The 17,171-nt window shown below is 53.4% G+C and carries 19 protein-coding genes; 13 read left to right on the top strand and 6 right to left on the bottom strand.

Going from position 1 to position 17,171, the window contains the following annotated elements; all coding sequences use genetic code 11:
* Positions 1 to 15: 15 nt before the first annotated feature.
* From queA to IB222_RS17630, 7 genes are all read left to right on the top strand, one after another.
* A complete protein-coding gene (gene queA, locus IB222_RS17660; protein WP_149384055.1) occupies positions 16 to 1,080 on the top strand; it encodes a tRNA preQ1(34) S-adenosylmethionine ribosyltransferase-isomerase QueA in 1,065 nt (354 codons plus the stop codon).
* A gap of 209 nt (positions 1,081 to 1,289) precedes the next feature.
* Entirely contained in the window at positions 1,290 to 2,417 is a 1,128-nt protein-coding gene (tgt, locus tag IB222_RS17655) for a tRNA guanosine(34) transglycosylase Tgt (protein WP_063941300.1), read from the top strand.
* A gap of 22 nt (positions 2,418 to 2,439) precedes the next feature.
* Positions 2,440 to 2,772, top strand: a complete 333-nt coding sequence (yajC, locus tag IB222_RS17650; RefSeq protein WP_003021544.1) for a preprotein translocase subunit YajC — start codon at positions 2,440 to 2,442, stop codon at positions 2,770 to 2,772.
* A gap of 27 nt (positions 2,773 to 2,799) precedes the next feature.
* The gene (secD, locus tag IB222_RS17645) at positions 2,800 to 4,647 is read left to right on the top strand and encodes a protein translocase subunit SecD (protein ID WP_003021547.1); all 1,848 of its coding nucleotides are present in this window, start codon (positions 2,800 to 2,802) and stop codon (positions 4,645 to 4,647) included.
* A gap of 10 nt (positions 4,648 to 4,657) precedes the next feature.
* Positions 4,658 to 5,629, top strand: coding sequence for a protein translocase subunit SecF (gene secF, locus IB222_RS17640; protein WP_003021550.1), 972 nt, complete (start codon positions 4,658 to 4,660; stop codon positions 5,627 to 5,629).
* A 170-nt stretch (positions 5,630 to 5,799) separates the two neighbouring features.
* Positions 5,800 to 6,165: a VOC family protein gene (locus IB222_RS17635; protein WP_149384056.1), complete on the top strand. Its 366-nt coding sequence runs from the start codon at positions 5,800 to 5,802 to the stop codon at positions 6,163 to 6,165.
* Between the two features lie 23 nt (positions 6,166 to 6,188).
* Positions 6,189 to 6,881 (top strand): YafY family protein, encoded by a 693-nt coding sequence (locus tag IB222_RS17630; protein WP_032942528.1) that lies wholly within the window; start codon positions 6,189 to 6,191, stop codon positions 6,879 to 6,881.
* A 45-nt stretch (positions 6,882 to 6,926) separates the two neighbouring features.
* Here the strand turns inward: IB222_RS17630 and IB222_RS17625 are convergent, their stop codons facing one another.
* Complete coding sequence (locus tag IB222_RS17625) at positions 6,927 to 7,790, bottom strand: nucleoside-specific channel-forming protein Tsx (RefSeq protein ID WP_003021561.1); 864 nt, start codon at positions 7,788 to 7,790, stop codon at positions 6,927 to 6,929.
* A 298-nt stretch (positions 7,791 to 8,088) separates the two neighbouring features.
* Positions 8,089 to 8,628: a DUF3251 domain-containing protein gene (locus IB222_RS17620; protein WP_149384057.1), complete on the bottom strand. Its 540-nt coding sequence runs from the start codon at positions 8,626 to 8,628 to the stop codon at positions 8,089 to 8,091.
* Positions 8,629 to 8,781: 153 nt separating this feature from the next.
* Here IB222_RS17620 and nrdR point away from each other — a divergent pair, with 153 nt between their 5' ends.
* The 6 genes from nrdR to pgpA all read left to right on the top strand — a co-directional run bounded on the left by nrdR (position 8,782) and on the right by pgpA (position 12,889).
* Positions 8,782 to 9,231, top strand: coding sequence for a transcriptional regulator NrdR (nrdR, locus tag IB222_RS17615; protein WP_003021571.1), 450 nt, complete (start codon positions 8,782 to 8,784; stop codon positions 9,229 to 9,231).
* 3 nt (positions 9,232 to 9,234) lie between these two features.
* Positions 9,235 to 10,338 carry a bifunctional diaminohydroxyphosphoribosylaminopyrimidine deaminase/5-amino-6-(5-phosphoribosylamino)uracil reductase RibD gene (ribD, locus tag IB222_RS17610; protein WP_063941301.1) on the top strand — a complete coding sequence of 368 codons (1,104 nt, stop codon included), beginning with the start codon at positions 9,235 to 9,237 and terminating at the stop codon, positions 10,336 to 10,338.
* Positions 10,339 to 10,428: 90 nt separating this feature from the next.
* Entirely contained in the window at positions 10,429 to 10,899 is a 471-nt protein-coding gene (gene ribE / locus IB222_RS17605) for a 6,7-dimethyl-8-ribityllumazine synthase (protein WP_003021575.1), read from the top strand.
* Between the two features lie 19 nt (positions 10,900 to 10,918).
* Complete coding sequence (gene nusB, locus IB222_RS17600; protein WP_000801129.1) at positions 10,919 to 11,338, top strand: transcription antitermination factor NusB; 420 nt, start codon at positions 10,919 to 10,921, stop codon at positions 11,336 to 11,338.
* A gap of 77 nt (positions 11,339 to 11,415) precedes the next feature.
* Positions 11,416 to 12,393, top strand: coding sequence for a thiamine-phosphate kinase (gene thiL, locus IB222_RS17595; protein ID WP_126319044.1), 978 nt, complete (start codon positions 11,416 to 11,418; stop codon positions 12,391 to 12,393).
* Positions 12,371 to 12,889 carry a phosphatidylglycerophosphatase A gene (pgpA, locus tag IB222_RS17590; RefSeq protein ID WP_003021578.1) on the top strand — a complete coding sequence of 173 codons (519 nt, stop codon included), beginning with the start codon at positions 12,371 to 12,373 and terminating at the stop codon, positions 12,887 to 12,889. Before thiL ends, pgpA begins: the two co-directional genes overlap by 23 nt.
* A 99-nt stretch (positions 12,890 to 12,988) precedes the next feature.
* Here the strand turns inward: pgpA and yajO are convergent, their stop codons facing one another.
* From yajO to xseB, 4 genes are read right to left on the bottom strand one after another with little or no spacing between them, the layout of a single operon-like run.
* Positions 12,989 to 13,963 (bottom strand): 1-deoxyxylulose-5-phosphate synthase YajO, encoded by a 975-nt coding sequence (gene yajO / locus IB222_RS17585; RefSeq protein WP_149384058.1) that lies wholly within the window; start codon positions 13,961 to 13,963, stop codon positions 12,989 to 12,991.
* A 56-nt stretch (positions 13,964 to 14,019) separates the two neighbouring features.
* Positions 14,020 to 15,882, bottom strand: coding sequence for a 1-deoxy-D-xylulose-5-phosphate synthase (gene dxs / locus IB222_RS17580; RefSeq protein WP_079938385.1), 1,863 nt, complete (start codon positions 15,880 to 15,882; stop codon positions 14,020 to 14,022).
* Positions 15,883 to 15,906: 24 nt separating this feature from the next.
* Positions 15,907 to 16,806 carry a (2E,6E)-farnesyl diphosphate synthase gene (gene ispA / locus IB222_RS17575; RefSeq protein WP_008783932.1) on the bottom strand — a complete coding sequence of 300 codons (900 nt, stop codon included), beginning with the start codon at positions 16,804 to 16,806 and terminating at the stop codon, positions 15,907 to 15,909.
* Complete coding sequence (xseB, locus tag IB222_RS17570) at positions 16,807 to 17,049, bottom strand: exodeoxyribonuclease VII small subunit (RefSeq protein WP_003021586.1); 243 nt, start codon at positions 17,047 to 17,049, stop codon at positions 16,807 to 16,809.
* Positions 17,050 to 17,171: the final 122 nt, after the last annotated feature.

Genomic DNA, 17,171 nt, shown 5'->3' with positions numbered 1-17,171 from the left:
GTCTGAGTCAGTGTCATGCGCGTTACCGATTTCACCTTTGAATTACCCGAATCCCTGATTGCCCACTATCCGCAAGCTGAGCGCAGTAGCTGCCGCTTGCTGTCTTTGGACGGGCCGACGGGCGCGCTGACGCACGGTACTTTCACCGATTTGCTCGATAAGCTCAACCCTGGAGATTTGCTGGTCTTTAACAACACCCGCGTCATTCCTGCGCGTCTGTTTGGTCGTAAAGCCAGCGGCGGCAAGATTGAAGTGTTGGTCGAGCGTATGCTGGATGACAAACATATTCTGGCGCATATTCGTGCCTCGAAAGCGCCGAAACCGGGTGCCGAGCTGCTGCTGGGCGACGACGAAAGTATTAAAGCGACGATGGTTGCCCGCCATGACGCGCTGTTTGAAGTTGAGTTTAACGACGAACGCAGCGTGCTGGATATCCTCAACGCCATCGGCCATATGCCGTTGCCGCCATATATCGACCGTCCGGATGAAGACGCCGACCGCGAGCTGTACCAGACCGTATACAGCGAAAAACCGGGTGCCGTCGCTGCACCGACCGCGGGTCTGCATTTTGACGATCCGCTGCTGGCTAAACTGCGCGATAAAGGCATTGAAATGGCGTTCGTCACCCTGCACGTTGGCGCGGGTACTTTCCAGCCGGTGCGCGTAGACACCATCGAAGACCACATTATGCATTCCGAATATGCGGAAGTGCCGCAGGATGTGGTGGACGCGGTGCTGGCGGCGAAAGCGCGCGGTAATCGCGTGATTGCGGTAGGTACCACCTCCGTGCGTTCGCTGGAAAGTGCGGCGCAGGCGGCCAAAAACGATCTCATCGAGCCGTTCTTCGGCGATACACAAATCTTTATTTATCCAGGCTATAAATATCAGGTGATTGATGCTCTGGTCACTAACTTCCACCTGCCGGAATCGACGCTGATTATGCTGGTTTCCGCATTTGCTGGTTATAAAAACACCATGCACGCCTATCATGAAGCGGTAAAAGCGGAATATCGCTTTTTTAGTTACGGGGATGCCATGTTTATCACGTACAATCCGCAGGCTATTTCTGAGCGACCGTGAGAAGGCTATCTCACTTGCCATTTTGATGTCGGGCAGTGCTCGCCATCCTCTCGTACTGCGTGTACGCTCCGGTGGCTGTGCGCTGGTCGCCCCCCAAACTGGCTGCGCCGATTGCGCCTTCGCCAGTGGGTTAATATATTTTTACTCCGTGGAGTAATTCCGTGGGGAAAGTTTAATCATCAGACTGTCTCTCTGATGCAGGAGAAAAAATGAAATTTGAACTGGATACCACAGACGGTCGCGCTCGCCGCGGCCGCCTGGTTTTTGAACGTGGCGTAGTAGAAACGCCTGCTTTTATGCCGGTCGGTACTTACGGCACCGTGAAAGGCATGACGCCGGAAGAAGTTGAAGCAACCGGCGCACAGATCATCCTCGGCAACACCTTCCACCTGTGGCTGCGCCCGGGTCAGGAAATCATGAAACTGCACGGCGATCTGCACGATTTCATGCAGTGGAAAGGGCCGATCCTCACCGACTCCGGCGGCTTCCAGGTGTTCAGCCTGGGCGATATCCGTAAGATAACCGAGCAGGGCGTGCATTTCCGTAACCCGATCAACGGCGATCCGATTTTCCTCGATCCCGAGAAGTCGATGGAGATTCAATATGATCTCGGTTCCGATGTCGTGATGATCTTCGACGAATGTACACCGTATCCGGCCGACTGGGACTATGCTAAACGCTCAATGGAGATGTCTTTGCGTTGGGCGAAGCGCAGCCGTGACCGTTTTGATAGTCTCGGCAACAAAAATGCGCTTTTTGGCATCATTCAGGGCAGTGTTTACGAAGATTTACGTGATATCTCCGTCAAAGGTCTGGTAGATATCGGCTTTGATGGCTACGCTGTCGGCGGTTTGGCTGTCGGTGAGCCGAAGGAAGATATGCACCGCATTCTGGAACATGTTTGCCCGCAGATTCCGGCAGATAAACCGCGTTACCTGATGGGCGTCGGCAAACCAGAAGATCTGGTTGAAGGCGTGCGTCGCGGTATCGATATGTTTGACTGCGTGATGCCAACGCGAAATGCCCGTAATGGTCATTTGTTTGTGACTGACGGCGTGGTAAAAATTCGTAACGCGAAACATAAAAGCGACACCAGTCCGCTCGATGCTGAGTGTGATTGTTACACCTGTCGCAATTATTCGCGCGCTTACTTGCATCATCTCGACCGTTGCAACGAAATATTGGGCGCGCGACTCAACACGATTCATAACCTTCGCTACTACCAGCGTTTGATGGCGGGTTTACGCAAGGCTATTGAAGAGGGTAAATTAGAGAGCTTCGTGACCGATTTTTACCAACGTCAGGGTAGACCAGTTCCACCTGTGAACGTTGATTAATTTTAATAATGAGGGAATTTGAATGAGCTTTTTTATTTCTGATGCGGTAGCGGCAACAGGTGCTCCGGCGCAGGGCAGCCCGATGTCTCTGATTCTGATGCTGGTGGTGTTTGGTCTGATTTTCTATTTTATGATCCTGCGCCCACAGCAAAAGCGTACCAAAGAACACAAGAACCTGATGAACTCCATTGCGAAAGGCGATGAAGTACTGACTAACGGTGGTCTGGTGGGTCGCGTGACTAAAGTAGCAGAATCTGGCTACATCGCTATCGCGCTGAACGACACCACTGAAGTGGTTATCAAACGTGATTTCGTAGCTGCCGTTCTGCCGAAAGGCACCATGAAGGCGCTGTAATTTATTGTTTTCCCAAAGGGAACTGCCGTGTTAAACCGTTATCCTTTGTGGAAGTATGTCATGCTGATCGTCGTTATTGTCGTCGGTCTGCTCTATGCGCTTCCCAACCTGTATGGTGAGGATCCGGCTGTTCAAATCACTGGCGTGCGCGGTGCCGCCGCCAGTGAGCAAACGCTGATCCAGGTCCAGAAAACGTTACAAGAAGATAAAATCACACCTAAGTCTGTGGCTCTGGAAGAGGGTGCTATTCTCGCGCGCTTCGACTCCACTGATACCCAACTGCGCGCACGTGAAGTATTAATGGGCGTACTGGGCGATCAGTACGTCGTGGCGCTTAACCTTGCTCCGGCAACCCCACGCTGGCTGGCTGCCATTCACGCAGAACCGATGAAACTCGGTCTTGACTTGCGTGGCGGCGTTCACTTCCTGATGGAAGTGGATATGGACACCGCGCTGAGTAAGTTGCAGGAACAAAATATCGATAGCCTGCGCAGCGATCTGCGTGAAAAAGGCATTCCTTATACTACTGTTCGCAAAGAAGATAACTACGGTCTGAGCATCACTTTCCGTGATAGCAGCGCCCGTGATGAAGCTATCTCTTACCTGAGCAAACGTCACCAGGATCTGGTTATTTCCAGCCAGGGCAGCAATGCTCTGCGTGCGGTAATGACCGATGCGCGCCTGAGCGAAGCCCGTGAATACGCGGTACAGCAGAACATCAACATTCTGCGTAATCGTGTTAACCAACTGGGTGTTGCTGAGCCGGTGGTACAACGTCAGGGTGCTGACCGCATTGTGGTCGAACTGCCGGGTATTCAGGATACCGCGCGTGCGAAAGAAATTCTGGGCGCAACCGCGACGCTGGAATTCCGTCTGGTAAATACCAACGTTGACCAGTCCGCTGCGGCATCCGGGCGTGTACCGGGTGACTCGGAAGTGAAACAGTCTCGTGAAGGTCAGCCGGTTGTGCTGTACAAGCGCGTGATCCTGACCGGTGACCATATCACCGACTCTACTTCCAGCCAGGACGAATACAATCAGCCGCAGGTTAACATCTCGCTGGATAGCGCAGGTGGTAACATCATGTCCAACTTCACCAAGGACAACATCGGTAAGCCGATGGCGACCCTGTTTGTGGAGTACAAAGACAGCGGTAAGAAAGATGCTAACGGTCGTGCAGTACTGGTGAAACAGGAAGAGGTGATTAACATCGCCAATATCCAGTCTCGTCTGGGTAACAGCTTCCGTATCACCGGTATCAACAACCCGAACGAAGCACGCCAGCTTTCCCTGCTGTTACGTGCCGGTGCGTTGATTGCGCCAATTCAGATTGTTGAAGAACGTACCATCGGCCCAACCCTGGGTATGCAGAACATTAAACAGGGTCTGGAAGCATGTCTGGCCGGTCTGGTGGTGTCTATCCTGTTCATGATCTTCTTCTATAAGAAGTTCGGTCTGATTGCGACCAGTGCGCTGATTGCTAACCTGGTGCTGATTGTCGGTATTATGTCGTTGCTGCCGGGTGCTACGCTGAGTATGCCGGGGATTGCGGGGATCGTCTTAACCCTTGCTGTCGCGGTCGATGCGAACGTACTGATCAACGAACGTATCAAAGAAGAGTTGAGTAACGGGCGTTCGGTGCAGCAGGCCATCAATGAAGGTTATGCGGGCGCATTTAGCTCCATCTTTGATGCGAACATTACGACGCTGATCAAGGTCATCATCCTGTACGCAGTGGGCACCGGGGCAATTAAAGGGTTCGCGATTACTACCGGTATTGGTGTGGCGACGTCGATGTTTACCGCGATTGTCGGTACACGTGCCATCGTAAACCTGCTGTATGGCGGCAAGCGCGTCAAAAAGCTGTCAATCTGAGGAGTGCGAAGTGGCACAGGAATATACTGTTGAACAATTGAACCACGGCCGTAAAGTCTGGGACTTTATGCGCTGGGACTACTGGGCTTTCGGCATTTCAGGTTTCCTGCTGATTGCGGCCATCGTGGTGATGGGCGTACGCGGGTTTAACTGGGGTCTCGATTTCACCGGTGGTACGGTTATTGAAATCACGCTGGAAAAACCGGCCGATATGGACGTGATGCGCGATGCGCTGGAGAAAGCGGGCTTCGTTGATCCGCTTCTGCAGAACTTCGGCAGCAGCCACGACATTATGGTACGTATGCCGCCAACTGAAGGTGCAGACGGCGGTCAGGTGCTGGGTAGTAAAGTGTTGAGTGTGATTAACGAATCCACCAACCAAAACGCCGCGGTGAAGCGAATTGAATTCGTGGGTCCGAGCGTGGGTGCAGACCTGGCGCAAACCGGTGCGATGGCGCTGATGGCGGCGTTGATCTCCATCCTGGTGTACGTCGGTTTCCGTTTTGAGTGGCGACTGGCGGCAGGGGTAGTTATCGCGCTGGCGCACGACGTGATTATCACACTTGGGATCCTGTCGTTGTTCCATATCGAGATTGACCTGACTATCGTCGCATCACTGATGTCGGTAATCGGTTACTCGCTGAACGACAGTATCGTTGTATCTGACCGTATTCGTGAAAACTTCCGCAAAATTCGTCGCGGTACGCCTTACGAAATCTTTAACGTGTCACTGACTCAAACGCTGCACCGTACGTTGATTACGTCCGGTACAACGTTGATGGTTATTCTGATGCTGTTCCTGTTCGGTGGTCCGGTACTGGAAGGCTTCTCGCTGACGATGCTGATCGGTGTTTCTATCGGTACTGCGTCTTCTATCTACGTGGCATCGGCGCTGGCGCTGAAGCTGGGTATGAAGCGTGAGCACATGCTGCAGCAGAAGGTCGAGAAAGAAGGGGCGGATCAACCGTCGATTCTGCCTTAACCCATCCAGGAGTGAAGATACTGGAATCCCGATCGCAAGGTCGGGATTTTTTTTGCCTGTGAATTAGCGACAGGTAATTATCTTTTCCTGTCGCCACACTACTGACAGTATGCTGTCAGTAGCCCTGTCTTATAGTCCTCCTGAGATTACCCACACAGGCAGGAGGAAGTATGAGCAACGTAATTAATTGGTTTGAAATCCCCGTGGCACAAATGGATCGCGCCATCGCTTTTTATGAGCCAGTGATGCAGGTTTCTTTGCGTAGGGAGAACATGGACTGCGCTGAGCTCGCCGTATTTCCGCATCAGGATCCCGCTCCCGGCGGGGCGCTGGCTAAATTTGATGGTATTACGCCTTCAGCGCAGGGCGCTATTATTTATCTGCATACGGACGATTTGGCTGCAACGCTTGAACGCGTCGCCACTGCTGGCGGTCAGTGTGCGTTTGGCCCACTCGAACTGGGGCAGGACATTGGTACGATTGCGCTATTTACTGACAGCGAAGGCAATCGTGTTGGTTTACATCAACCCGCGTAATATTTTCAGCACTGAGGATTAAAATGAGCAGACGCGCCGACCGCTTGTTTCAGATTGTGCAAATCCTGCGTGGCAGGCGAGTGACAACGGCGGCGCTGCTGGCAGAGCGTCTTGAGGTTTCTGAACGGACGATTTATCGCGATATCCGCGATCTCTCTTTATCCGGCGTGCCTATTGAAGGCGAAGTGGGCAGCGGATACCGCTTAATGGCCGGGTTTGATCTACCGCCGTTGATGTTAACGCATCACGAATCAGAAGCATTGATGGTAGCGATTCGGTTGCTGAAAACATGGGGTGGGGATTCACTCTCACAGGCGTTGGAATCCGCGCAGGAAAAAGTGTTGGCGATATTGCCGCCAGAGAGTCGGCGAAGAGCCGAGCAAACGCGGATTTTCGCGCCAGATTTTGGTAATCAGCCGCATTCACGTAGTGCCTTCGATCTCATACATCGCGCGGTTTCAGCACAGCAGGTGCTGGCGCTGCATTATCGCGATGAGTCCGGGAACCTCTCCTGGCGCGACGTTCAGCCGCTGGGATTATTTTTCTGGGGCGAGCACTGGCTGCTGGTTGGCTGGTGCGAGAAGCGTGACGATTATCGTTGCTTTCGCGTTGATCGATGTCTGAAGATTACGCCACTCGACAGGCATTTTCGCGAATCGGCAGATCGCTCGCTAAGTGACTTTTTGCGTAAAGTACGCTGTGAAGACCAGCCATAAAAAAGCCAGCGGTTAAGCTGGCTTGTCTGCGAAACATTGTCTGGATTAGAAGTTGTAACCTACGACCAGGTAACCACCCCAACCGGTAGATTTCGCGCTGAAATCGCCTTCGCCCCAGTTCAGGGTATCTCCACCTTTCCACTGGCCGCCGTTATGGAAGTAACGCGCTACGACGGAGTAATGCCAGTGATCGTAGTTCAGCGCCAGGACGTGGCTGGACGCGATAGAGTTGCTGGTGCGGTTCGGATCATCACCCAAATCTGAGCCCCAGTCGAAGTTGGTGAAGCCGATGTAGGTCAACTGGCCGCCCCAAACCTGGGTGATCGGCACAAAGTATTTCACTTTGAAACGGTAGCCATCCCACTCGTTTTCGTTGGATGCGCCATAGTTCTGCCACTGGTATTTAGCATACACGTTCAAAGACAGACCCATCGGCAGACCGGTATCGATATCGGTACCCAGACCCATATACCAGGTGCTCTGGCGGCTGGCTTTGTTATCACCCATATCGTAGATGTAGTTGTTGGCGAAATACCATTCTTTGAACGGACCAAAGCTCAGGTCAGCACCGGTCAGTTTGTCGATGGAGAAACGCGGTTCGATTTCCATAAACAGCGGGGAACCGTCAGACCAGATACCTTTATCGTTGCCGTTACCCCAGTCGAAGGTTTTCGGAATATCGATGTAGCCATAGAAGTCAAACCAGTCTTTTTTAGCAAACGCTTCGTATTCCAGATACACGTCGTTGTTCAGTTTCGGGGAGAAACGGGTGTGATAGCTACCCACCACGTTAACGCTCTGGTGCCACCAGTCGGACAGATATTGCGGTTTGTCATTTTCTGCTGCGTTGGCAGTAAAAGACGAGGAGAGCGCCAGCACTGCACCGGCTGCAAGTAATGTTTTTTTCATATGTATGCCACTGTTTGAAATCCCTTTCGGGAGTGAAAAATGCGCAATTTGCGTTTCTAAATATTTCGTAATTCTTCGGAGCCTATTATAAAAATCATTGTTCACAAAAATATGTCTTGTTTCACAGTTCTATCATTTACGTAATCGATTGCGTTCACGTTTGCGTACTTTAGGCGACGAATTGTACTGGCTCCCATGAATGTTGCCAAGTTTTACCAGAAATATCGGTTATGTCAGGGGAGTAACAAAATGGAGCAGAGTGATGTTGCGGAACGCACAAAACGTTCCGCAAAAAAGTTTATTGGCTAACAGGCTGGACGTCGTGGATGCGCACAAATCCTAACTGATCTGGAGTGAGGCCATTTATCTGTAACGGAATGTCTACGTCGCTGGGAGCAAGAATACTCGCCGGAGCGTTGACCAACTGGTTATGAACGTTCACTTCCTGATAGTTGTCCGTGGTGCCCTGAATTTGCCCGTACTCGACGGTGGCGCTAAAAGCGGGTAAAGGCGTGTTGGATTCACCCTGAATCCGTAGCGTCAGGCGCGTACCATCGGCGTTCAGTGCAATGTTCACCAGCGACATGCGTAAGGTGCCAATCTGGCTGTCCAGTCGTGCCGGGGTTTTGGAACCCGGTAGCAGATAGACGCCGCTGGTTGATTTTGCATTCAACATATTTTGTTGCGTAATTTTTACCGTTTCTTGATTAAGCTGCGTCATCTCTTTATTCAACGTGCTAACGCTTTGATGCATCTGGCGTACTTCGCTTTGCTGTGCGCAGGCACTAAGACTAAAGAGACTTCCCACCAGGAGAATTCTTAGGTAACGTCTTGTCATTGTGATTACTTCCTTCATTGTCGCGATAGCATAATGGTAGTGTGCACTGAGCACGAAGGCATCGATCCTTTGTCTCAAAAGCGCAGCGCCTTTGTTGTCACGGCAGTTCAGGGTAAAATAGATTCTGTTAACCACTGAGGTACAGGACGCCGTATGCATTGCCCATTCTGTTTCGCCGTAGACACTAAGGTAATTGACTCTCGTCTTGTAGGCGAGGGCTCCTCGGTACGCCGCCGTCGGCAGTGTCTGGTTTGTAACGAACGTTTCACCACTTTTGAAGTGGCTGAACTTGTCATGCCGCGCGTTGTGAAAAGCAACGATGTGCGTGAACCCTTTAATGAAGAAAAGCTGCGCAGCGGCATGCTCAGAGCGCTTGAGAAACGGCCTGTCAGCGCAGATGACGTCGAAATGGCGTTAAACCATATCAAATCACAGCTGCGTGCGACGGGCGAGCGTGAGGTGCCGAGTAAGATGATTGGCAACCTGGTGATGGAGCAGTTGAAAAAGCTCGATAAAGTCGCCTACATCCGCTTTGCCTCTGTCTACCGGAGTTTCGAAGATATCAAAGAATTTGGCGAAGAGATTGCTCGCCTACAGGACTAAGCCATGCAGGATGAATTGTACATGGCGCGCGCGCTGAAGCTTGCTGCGCGCGGACGTTTTACCACTCACCCCAACCCCAACGTGGGCTGCGTGATTGTGAAAGATGGGGAGATCGTCGGTGAAGGATATCATCACCGTGCGGGCGAACCGCATGCCGAAGTTCATGCTCTGCGGATGGCCGGAGAAAAAGCGCAGGGGGCAACTGCCTACGTGACGCTCGAACCCTGCAGTCATCATGGTCGCACGCCGCCGTGTTGCGATGCGCTGATTGCGGCGGGGGTGTCGCGTGTGGTTGCGGCGATGCAGGATCCCAATCCGCAGGTCGCAGGACGTGGGCTCTACCGTTTACAGCAGGCGGGCATCGACGTCAGCCACGGGCTGATGATGAGCGAAGTTGAGCAACTGAATAAAGGCTTCCTCAAGCGCATGCGTACGGGATTCCCGTATCTTCAGCTTAAGCTTGGCGCGTCGCTTGATGGCCGTACGGCGATGGCCAGCGGTGAAAGCCAGTGGATTACCTCGCCACAGGCGCGCCGCGATGTGCAACGCTTGCGCGCGCAAAGCCATGCCATTTTAACCAGCAGTTCTACGGTGCTGGCAGACGACCCTCAGCTAACCGTGCGTTGGTCGGAGCTAGGGGAGTCAACTCAGGCGAGTTACCCGCAGGAAGAGCTGCGCCAGCCAATCCGCATTGTTCTTGATAGCCAGAATCAGGTCACACCGGAGCACCAAATTGTGCAACAGCCAGGAGAAACCTGGATTGTCCGGACTGAAGACGACCCTCGTAGCTGGCCGGAGACGGTGCGCAGCCTGAAGGTGCCGGAACATAACGGGCATCTGGATCTGGTGGTGCTAATGATGCAACTGGGCAAACAGCAAATTAACAGCATTTGGGTTGAAGCAGGCCCAACGCTCGCAGGGGCATTATTACAGGCCGGTTTGGTCGATGAGCTAATCGTTTATGTTGCGCCTAAACTGTTAGGCAGCGATGCGAGAGGATTATGTGTGCTTCCAGGCCTTGAGAAACTGGCTGACGCACCCCATTTCAAATTCAATGAGATACGCCAGGTGGGCCCGGACGTTTGCCTGCATTTAACGACTGCGTGAGGCTTTCTGATTTAGAGGAAGCAGCGCACAGAATATTATGATAAAATCCGCCCCCCTTACGGGGCCATAAATCGAACCCGAAGGAAGAATATGAACATTATTGAAGCTAACGTTGCTACCCCGGACGCTCGCGTCGCCATCACCATTGCGCGTTTCAACAACTTTATCAATGACAGCCTGCTGGAAGGTGCTATCGACGCCCTGAAACGTATTGGCCAGGTTAAAGATGAAAACATTACCGTTGTTTGGGTTCCAGGTGCATATGAGCTGCCACTGGCGGCCGACGCACTGGCAAAAACCGGTAAATACGACGCGGTGATTGCGCTCGGTACGGTGATCCGTGGCGGTACCGCGCACTTCGAATATGTGGCTGGCGGTGCAAGCAATGGCCTGGCGCATGTCGCTCAGGACAGTGGCATTCCGGTAGCCTTCGGTGTTCTGACCACCGAAAGTATTGAACAAGCCATCGAACGTGCTGGCACTAAAGCCGGTAACAAAGGCGCAGAAGCTGCACTGACTGCGCTTGAAATGATTAATGTATTGAAAGCCATCAAGGCCTGATTTTTGTAAGGGGAAATCCGTGAAACCTGCTGCTCGTCGCCGCGCCCGTGAGTGTGCCGTCCAGGCGCTCTACTCCTGGCAGTTGTCCCAGAACGACATCGCTGATGTTGAATACCAGTTCCTGGCGGAACAGGACGTTAAAGATGTCGACGTTCTGTATTTCCGTGAACTGCTGTCCGGGGTGGCGACTAACAGCGCGTACCTGGATGGATTAATGAAGCCTTATCTGTCTCGTCTGTTGGAAGAGCTGGGTCAGGTAGAAAAAGCTGTACTGCGTATTGCGCTGTTTGAATTGTCTAAACGTAGTGATGTGCCGTACAAAGTGGCCATCAACGAAGCGATTGAACTGGCAAAAACCTTCGGCGCTGAAGATAGCCACAAATTCGTGAACGGCGTACTGGATAAAGCAGCACCTGTGATTCGCCCCAACAAAAAGTAATCCCGAGGCCGGCTGGATGGTGGAACCTGTTTCCGCTGTCCCCGGCTTTTTCTTTTTTTTCTGCTGAGGCATAACGTATGGCATGCGGCGAGTTTTCCCTGATTGCCCGTTATTTTGACCGCGTAAGAACGTCCCGTCTTGATGTCGAAACCGGTATTGGTGACGACTGCGCACTTCTGAACATCCCTGAAAAACAAACGCTGGCGATCAGTACCGATACGCTGGTGGCAGGTAACCACTTCCTCCCCGACATTGATCCGACCGATCTCGCGTGGAAAGCGCTGGCGGTGAATTTGAGCGATCTGGCGGCGATGGGGGCAGATCCTGCGTGGTTGACGCTGGCGCTCACGTTACCTGACGTCGATGAAGCCTGGCTGGAAGCCTTCAGCGATGGCCTGTTTGAACTCCTCAATTACTATGATATGCAGCTGATTGGCGGTGACACCACGCGTGGGCCGCTGTCGATGACGCTGGGTATCCATGGCTACGTCCCCGTTGGGCGGGCCTTAAAACGCTCTGGCGCGAAACCGGGTGACTGGATTTATGTTACCGGCACGCCGGGTGACAGTGCGGCCGGGCTGGCGATTTTGCAGAACCGATTGCAGGTTGCAGATGCAACAGACGCGGACTATCTGCTGAAACGCCATCTGCGTCCCACGCCGCGTATTTTGCAGGGACAAGCCCTGCGCGATCTGGCCAGTGCGGCTATCGATATTTCCGACGGTTTGATTTCCGATTTGGGGCACATCGTTAATGCCAGCGGCTGTGGCGCACGGGTTAACGTTGATGTGCTGCCGTACTCCACGGCATTGTCACAGCACGTTGAGCCGGAACAGGCCCTGCGCTGGGCGCTCTCGGGCGGTGAAGATTATGAGTTATGCTTTACCGTACCGGAAATTAATCGTGGTGCGCTGGACGTGGCGCTGGGAAATCTCGGCGCAGCGTTTACCTGCATTGGGCAGATGAGCGCGGACGTGGAAGGCATTCACTTTACGCGCGATGGAAAACCCGTCACGTTTGACTGGAAAGGATATGACCATTTTGCCGCGCCTTAAAAAAGATGTCGCCAAAAGCCGCCTGAGTATGCGCAATCCGTGGCACCTGTTAGCCACCGGTTTTGGCAGCGGGCTGAGCCCAATTGTTCCTGGCACGATGGGATCGCTGGCGGCGATCCCTTTTTGGTATTTAATGACCTTTCTGCCGTGGCAGCTGTATTCGCTGGTGGTGATGTTATCTATCTGTATCGGCGTTTATCTGTGCCATCAAACGGCGAAAGATATGGGCGTGCACGATCACGGTAGTATTGTCTGGGACGAGTTTGTCGGGATGTGGATTACCCTGATGGCGCTGCCGACAAACGACTGGCAGTGGGTTGCCGCCGGATTTGTGATTTTCCGTATTCTGGATATGTGGAAGCCGTGGCCGATTCGTTGGTTCGATCGCAACGTGCATGGCGGGACGGGAATCATGATCGACGATATTGTGGCTGGAATACTCTCTGCCGGAATTTTGTATTTTATCGGTCATCACTGGCCGGTAGGTATCATTTAACCCTTTTCAGGGGCTATTGTAGGCCCGATAAACGCCGAGACATCGGGCGATCAGTGCCGGATGCGCTATGCTTATCCGGCCTACAATCTTCAACCGCGCTTATTTAAATCCCACCACCGGATGCTGTTTGTACGGCGTTTCCAGCTCGGCAATTTGCTCCGGCTTCAACGTTAAATCTACCGCGTTGAGCAACTCATCCAGCTGTTCCTCACGCGAAGAGCCAATAATTGGCGCTGCCACGCCGGGTTTGCTCAGCAGCCAGGCCAGCGCAACCTGTGCCCGCGTTACACCCAACTCCTCACTGACACCGGTCAGTCGTGCGGCGATTTGCGCGTCATTTTCATCGCTCTCGTTGTACAAATTTTTACCGACTTCATCGGAAACCAGACGTGCGGTCGTTTCTCCCCAGGGACGCGTCAGGCGACCGCGCGCCAGCGGGCTCCATGGGATGACGGCCACGCCTTCCTGATAGCAAAGCGGCAGCATTTCGCGTTCTTCTTCGCGGTAGATTAGGTTGTAGTGATCCTGCATGCTGACGAACTGCGCCCAGCCGTGTTGCTTCTGTAAGGCCAGAGCCTGGGCAAACTGTGAAGCGTGCATGGATGAGGCGCCAATATAGCGAGCTTTACCGGCTTTCACGACGTCGTTTAGAGCCTCCAGCGTTTCTTCGATTGGCGTGTTGTAATCCCAGCGGTGAATTTGCAGGATGTCCACATAGTCCATACCCAGGCGTCTGAGGCTGTCGTCGATTGAGCGCAGGATTTGTGCGCGGGATAAACCTTCCGCTAAATCATCCACCTGGTGAAAAACCTTGGTAGCGACCACGACATCTTCGCGGCGGGCGAAATTACGCAGCGCACGGCCGACAATCTCTTCGCTACTGCCAGCGGAGTAGCTGTTGGCGGTATCGAAAAAGTTAATGCCGCCCTCAAGGGCGTGTTTGATTATCGGGCGACTGCTTTCTTCAGGTAGCGTCCAGGCGTGATTGCCGCGATTGGGTTCGCCAAACGTCATGCAACCCAGGCAAAGGCGGGAGACCCGTAGGTCGGTTTTTCCTAAGATGTTGTATTTCATCAATCCACTCCTGCTTAGCTCGTGATGAATTAAGCATAGCAGGAGCGGGGAGGGGATTATGCCAGCCAGGCCTTGATTTTGGCCTCAATTCCGGCGGCATTCAGACCCAGATCGGCACGAGCTTCATCCTGAGTTCCCTGCGGGATGAAAAAGTCAGGCAGGCCAATGTTCAGCACCGGGACGGGCTTACGATGGGCCATCAGCACTTCGTTTACGCCGCTGCCAGCACCACCCATAATGGCGTTCTCTTCAATGGTAACCAGCACCTCGTGTTGGGCAGCCATTTCAAGGATCAACGTTTCATCCAGTGGTTTCACAAAACGCATATCGACCAGAGTGGCGTTCAGCGACTCTGCTACCTGAGCGGCTTCCGGCATCAGGGTGCCGAAGTTGAGAATCGCCACTTTTTCCCCGCGACGTTTCACGATGCCTTTACCAATTGGCAGTTGTTCCAGCGGGGTCAGCTCAACGCCTACCGCGTTGCCGCGTGGGTAGCGCACGACCGTTGGACCGTCATTGTAGTGATAGCCGGTGAACAGCATCTGGCGGCATTCGTTTTCATCACTCGGGGTCATGATGACCATTTCCGGGATGCAGCGCAGGAAGGAGAGATCGAAAGCCCCCTGATGGGTTTGTCCATCTGCGCCAACAATCCCTGCCCGGTCAACGGCGAACAGGACCGGCAGTTTCTGGATGGCTACATCGTGCAGCACCTGATCGTAGGCGCGTTGCAGGAAGGTCGAGTAAATGGCTACCACCGGCTTGTAGCCGCCAATCGCCAGACCGGCAGCAAACGTCACCGCGTGCTGCTCGGCAATCGCCACATCGAAATAGCGGTCCGGGAACTTACGTGAAAACTCCACCATTCCGGAACCTTCGCGCATCGCCGGGGTGATTGCCATCAGCTTATTGTCTTTCGCTGCGGTCTCGCACAGCCAGTCACCGAAAATTTTTGAATAGCTCGGCAGGCCGCCACTGCTTTTCGGCAGGCATCCGCTGGACGGATCGAATTTGGGTACCGCGTGGAAGGTTATCGGATCTTTTTCCGCAGGCTCGTAGCCACGACCCTTTTTGGTCATGATGTGCAGGAACTGCGGGCCTTTCAGATCGCGCATGTTTTTGAGCGTAGTAATAAGCCCCAGCACGTCGTGACCGTCCACCGGACCGATATAGTTAAAGCCCAGTTCTTCAAACAGAGTCCCCGGCACAACCATACCTTTAATGTGTTCTTCAGTACGTTTGAGCAGTTCTTTAATCGGCGGCACGCCGGAGAAGACTTTCTTCCCGCCTTCGCGCAGCGAGGAGTAGAGTTTGCCAGAGAGCAGCTGTGCCAGATGATTGTTCAGCGCGCCAACGTTCTCTGAAATCGACATTTCGTTGTCGTTGAGGATAACCAGCATGTCGGGCCTAATATCGCCCGCGTGGTTCATCGCTTCAAACGCCATCCCTGCGGTGATGGCTCCATCACCAATCACACACACGGTACGGCGCTCTTTACCTTCTTTCTCGGCGGCAACCGCAATACCGATACCTGCGCTGATGGAGGTTGAAGAGTGCCCAACGCTCAGTACGTCATACTCGCTTTCACCGCGCCATGGGAACGGATGCAGGCCGCCTTTCTGACGAATGGTACCGATTTTATCGCGGCGACCAGTCAGAATTTTGTGCGGATAAGCCTGATGTCCCACATCCCAGATTAACTGGTCAAACGGGGTGTTGTAGACATAGTGCAGCGCGACGGTGAGTTCCACCGTGCCCAGACCAGAGGCGAAGTGCCCGCTGGAACGGCTTACGCTGTCGAGCAAATAGCGGCGCAGTTCGTCGCAAAGCTTTGGCAGGCTCTCTTTTGGCAGCAGACGTAACTCCTGGGTGGAGTCGACCAGCGCCAGGGTCGGGTATTTGGCTATATCAAAACTCATCGCAAGCTCATGGGATATGTTGGTTTATTTATCACGCTGGATTATGTAGTCCGCTAGCGCTTCCAGTGCCGAGGTATCGAGTGACTGTGCGGCCAGCAGACTTAGCGACTGGCGGGCGTCCTCGATTAAATCCCGGGCTTTATTCTGGGCTTGCTCAAGACCCAGAAGTGCAGGATAGGTACTTTTGCCAAGCTGCTGGTCAGCACCCTGACGTTTACCCAATGTTGCAGTATCGCCTACCACATCCAGGATGTCATCCTGAACCTGGAAAGCCAGACCGATGCTTTCTGCGTATTTGTCGAGTATTGGCAGGCATTCTCGCCCTTTATCGCCAGCACTTAACGCCCCCAAACGCACGGCGGCGCGAATCAATGCTCCGGTTTTATGGCGGTGAATCCGCTCCAGTGCATCCAGCTCAACCTGATGACCTTCAGCTTCCAGATCCAGTGCCTGGCCGCCGCACATACCGGCGATGCCGCTGGCCTGAGCCAGTTCAGAGATCATCGCGATGCGGTCACGGTCAGTGACTTCCGGCATTGGGGCGTCGCTGATAATGGAGAATGCCAGCGTTTGTAGCGCATCTCCGGCCAGGATCGCATTTGCCTCGCCAAATTTTACGTGGCAAGTCGGCAGACCGCGTCGCAGGTCATCGTCATCCATCGCGGGCAAATCATCGTGCATCAGCGAATAGGCATGAATGCATTCGACGGCGGCAGCGGGAGCATCAAGCGTACTCAGGCTGACACCAAACATCTGACCGGTCGCATACACCAGGAACGGGCGCAGACGTTTACCGCCTAATAATGCGCCATATTGCATGGTTTCTACCACGGGAGTGTTCTGAAAGGGCAGTGGCGCGATAAAACGGCTCAGTGCCTGGTTTGCCTGCTCAACGCAAGCCTGTAGCTGCTGCGTAAAATCCATTTACTCATTATCCGGTGTAAAAGGCGTAAGGGCGGCGTCTTCAGTATCTGACAGCAGGATTTGTACGCGCTGTTCAGCCTGTTGTAATTTGACCTGTCCCTGACGCGCCAACTGTACGCCACGTTCGAATTCGTTCAACGCTTCTTCTAACGGCAGGTCGCCGCCTTCCAGACGGGTAACAATTTGTTCCAGCTCGCTCAGCGCGGTTTCAAAACTGGCGGGCGCTTCATTTTTCTTCGGCATAATGAATGTCTGACTCTCTGTATTGGCAGCACAAGACTATGGTAACGGACTCGCACTGATAAGCAAATAACGCGCAATGTGCACAGTAGCCGCGTGATGGTGATATACTTGCGCGCCTGGAT

Origin of the sequence: Citrobacter sp. C13, from assembly GCF_014596815.2 — a bacterium.
Taxonomy (GTDB): Bacteria; Pseudomonadota; Gammaproteobacteria; order Enterobacterales; family Enterobacteriaceae; genus Citrobacter; species Citrobacter portucalensis.
This window is presented reverse-complemented; position numbering and strand designations above follow the sequence as displayed.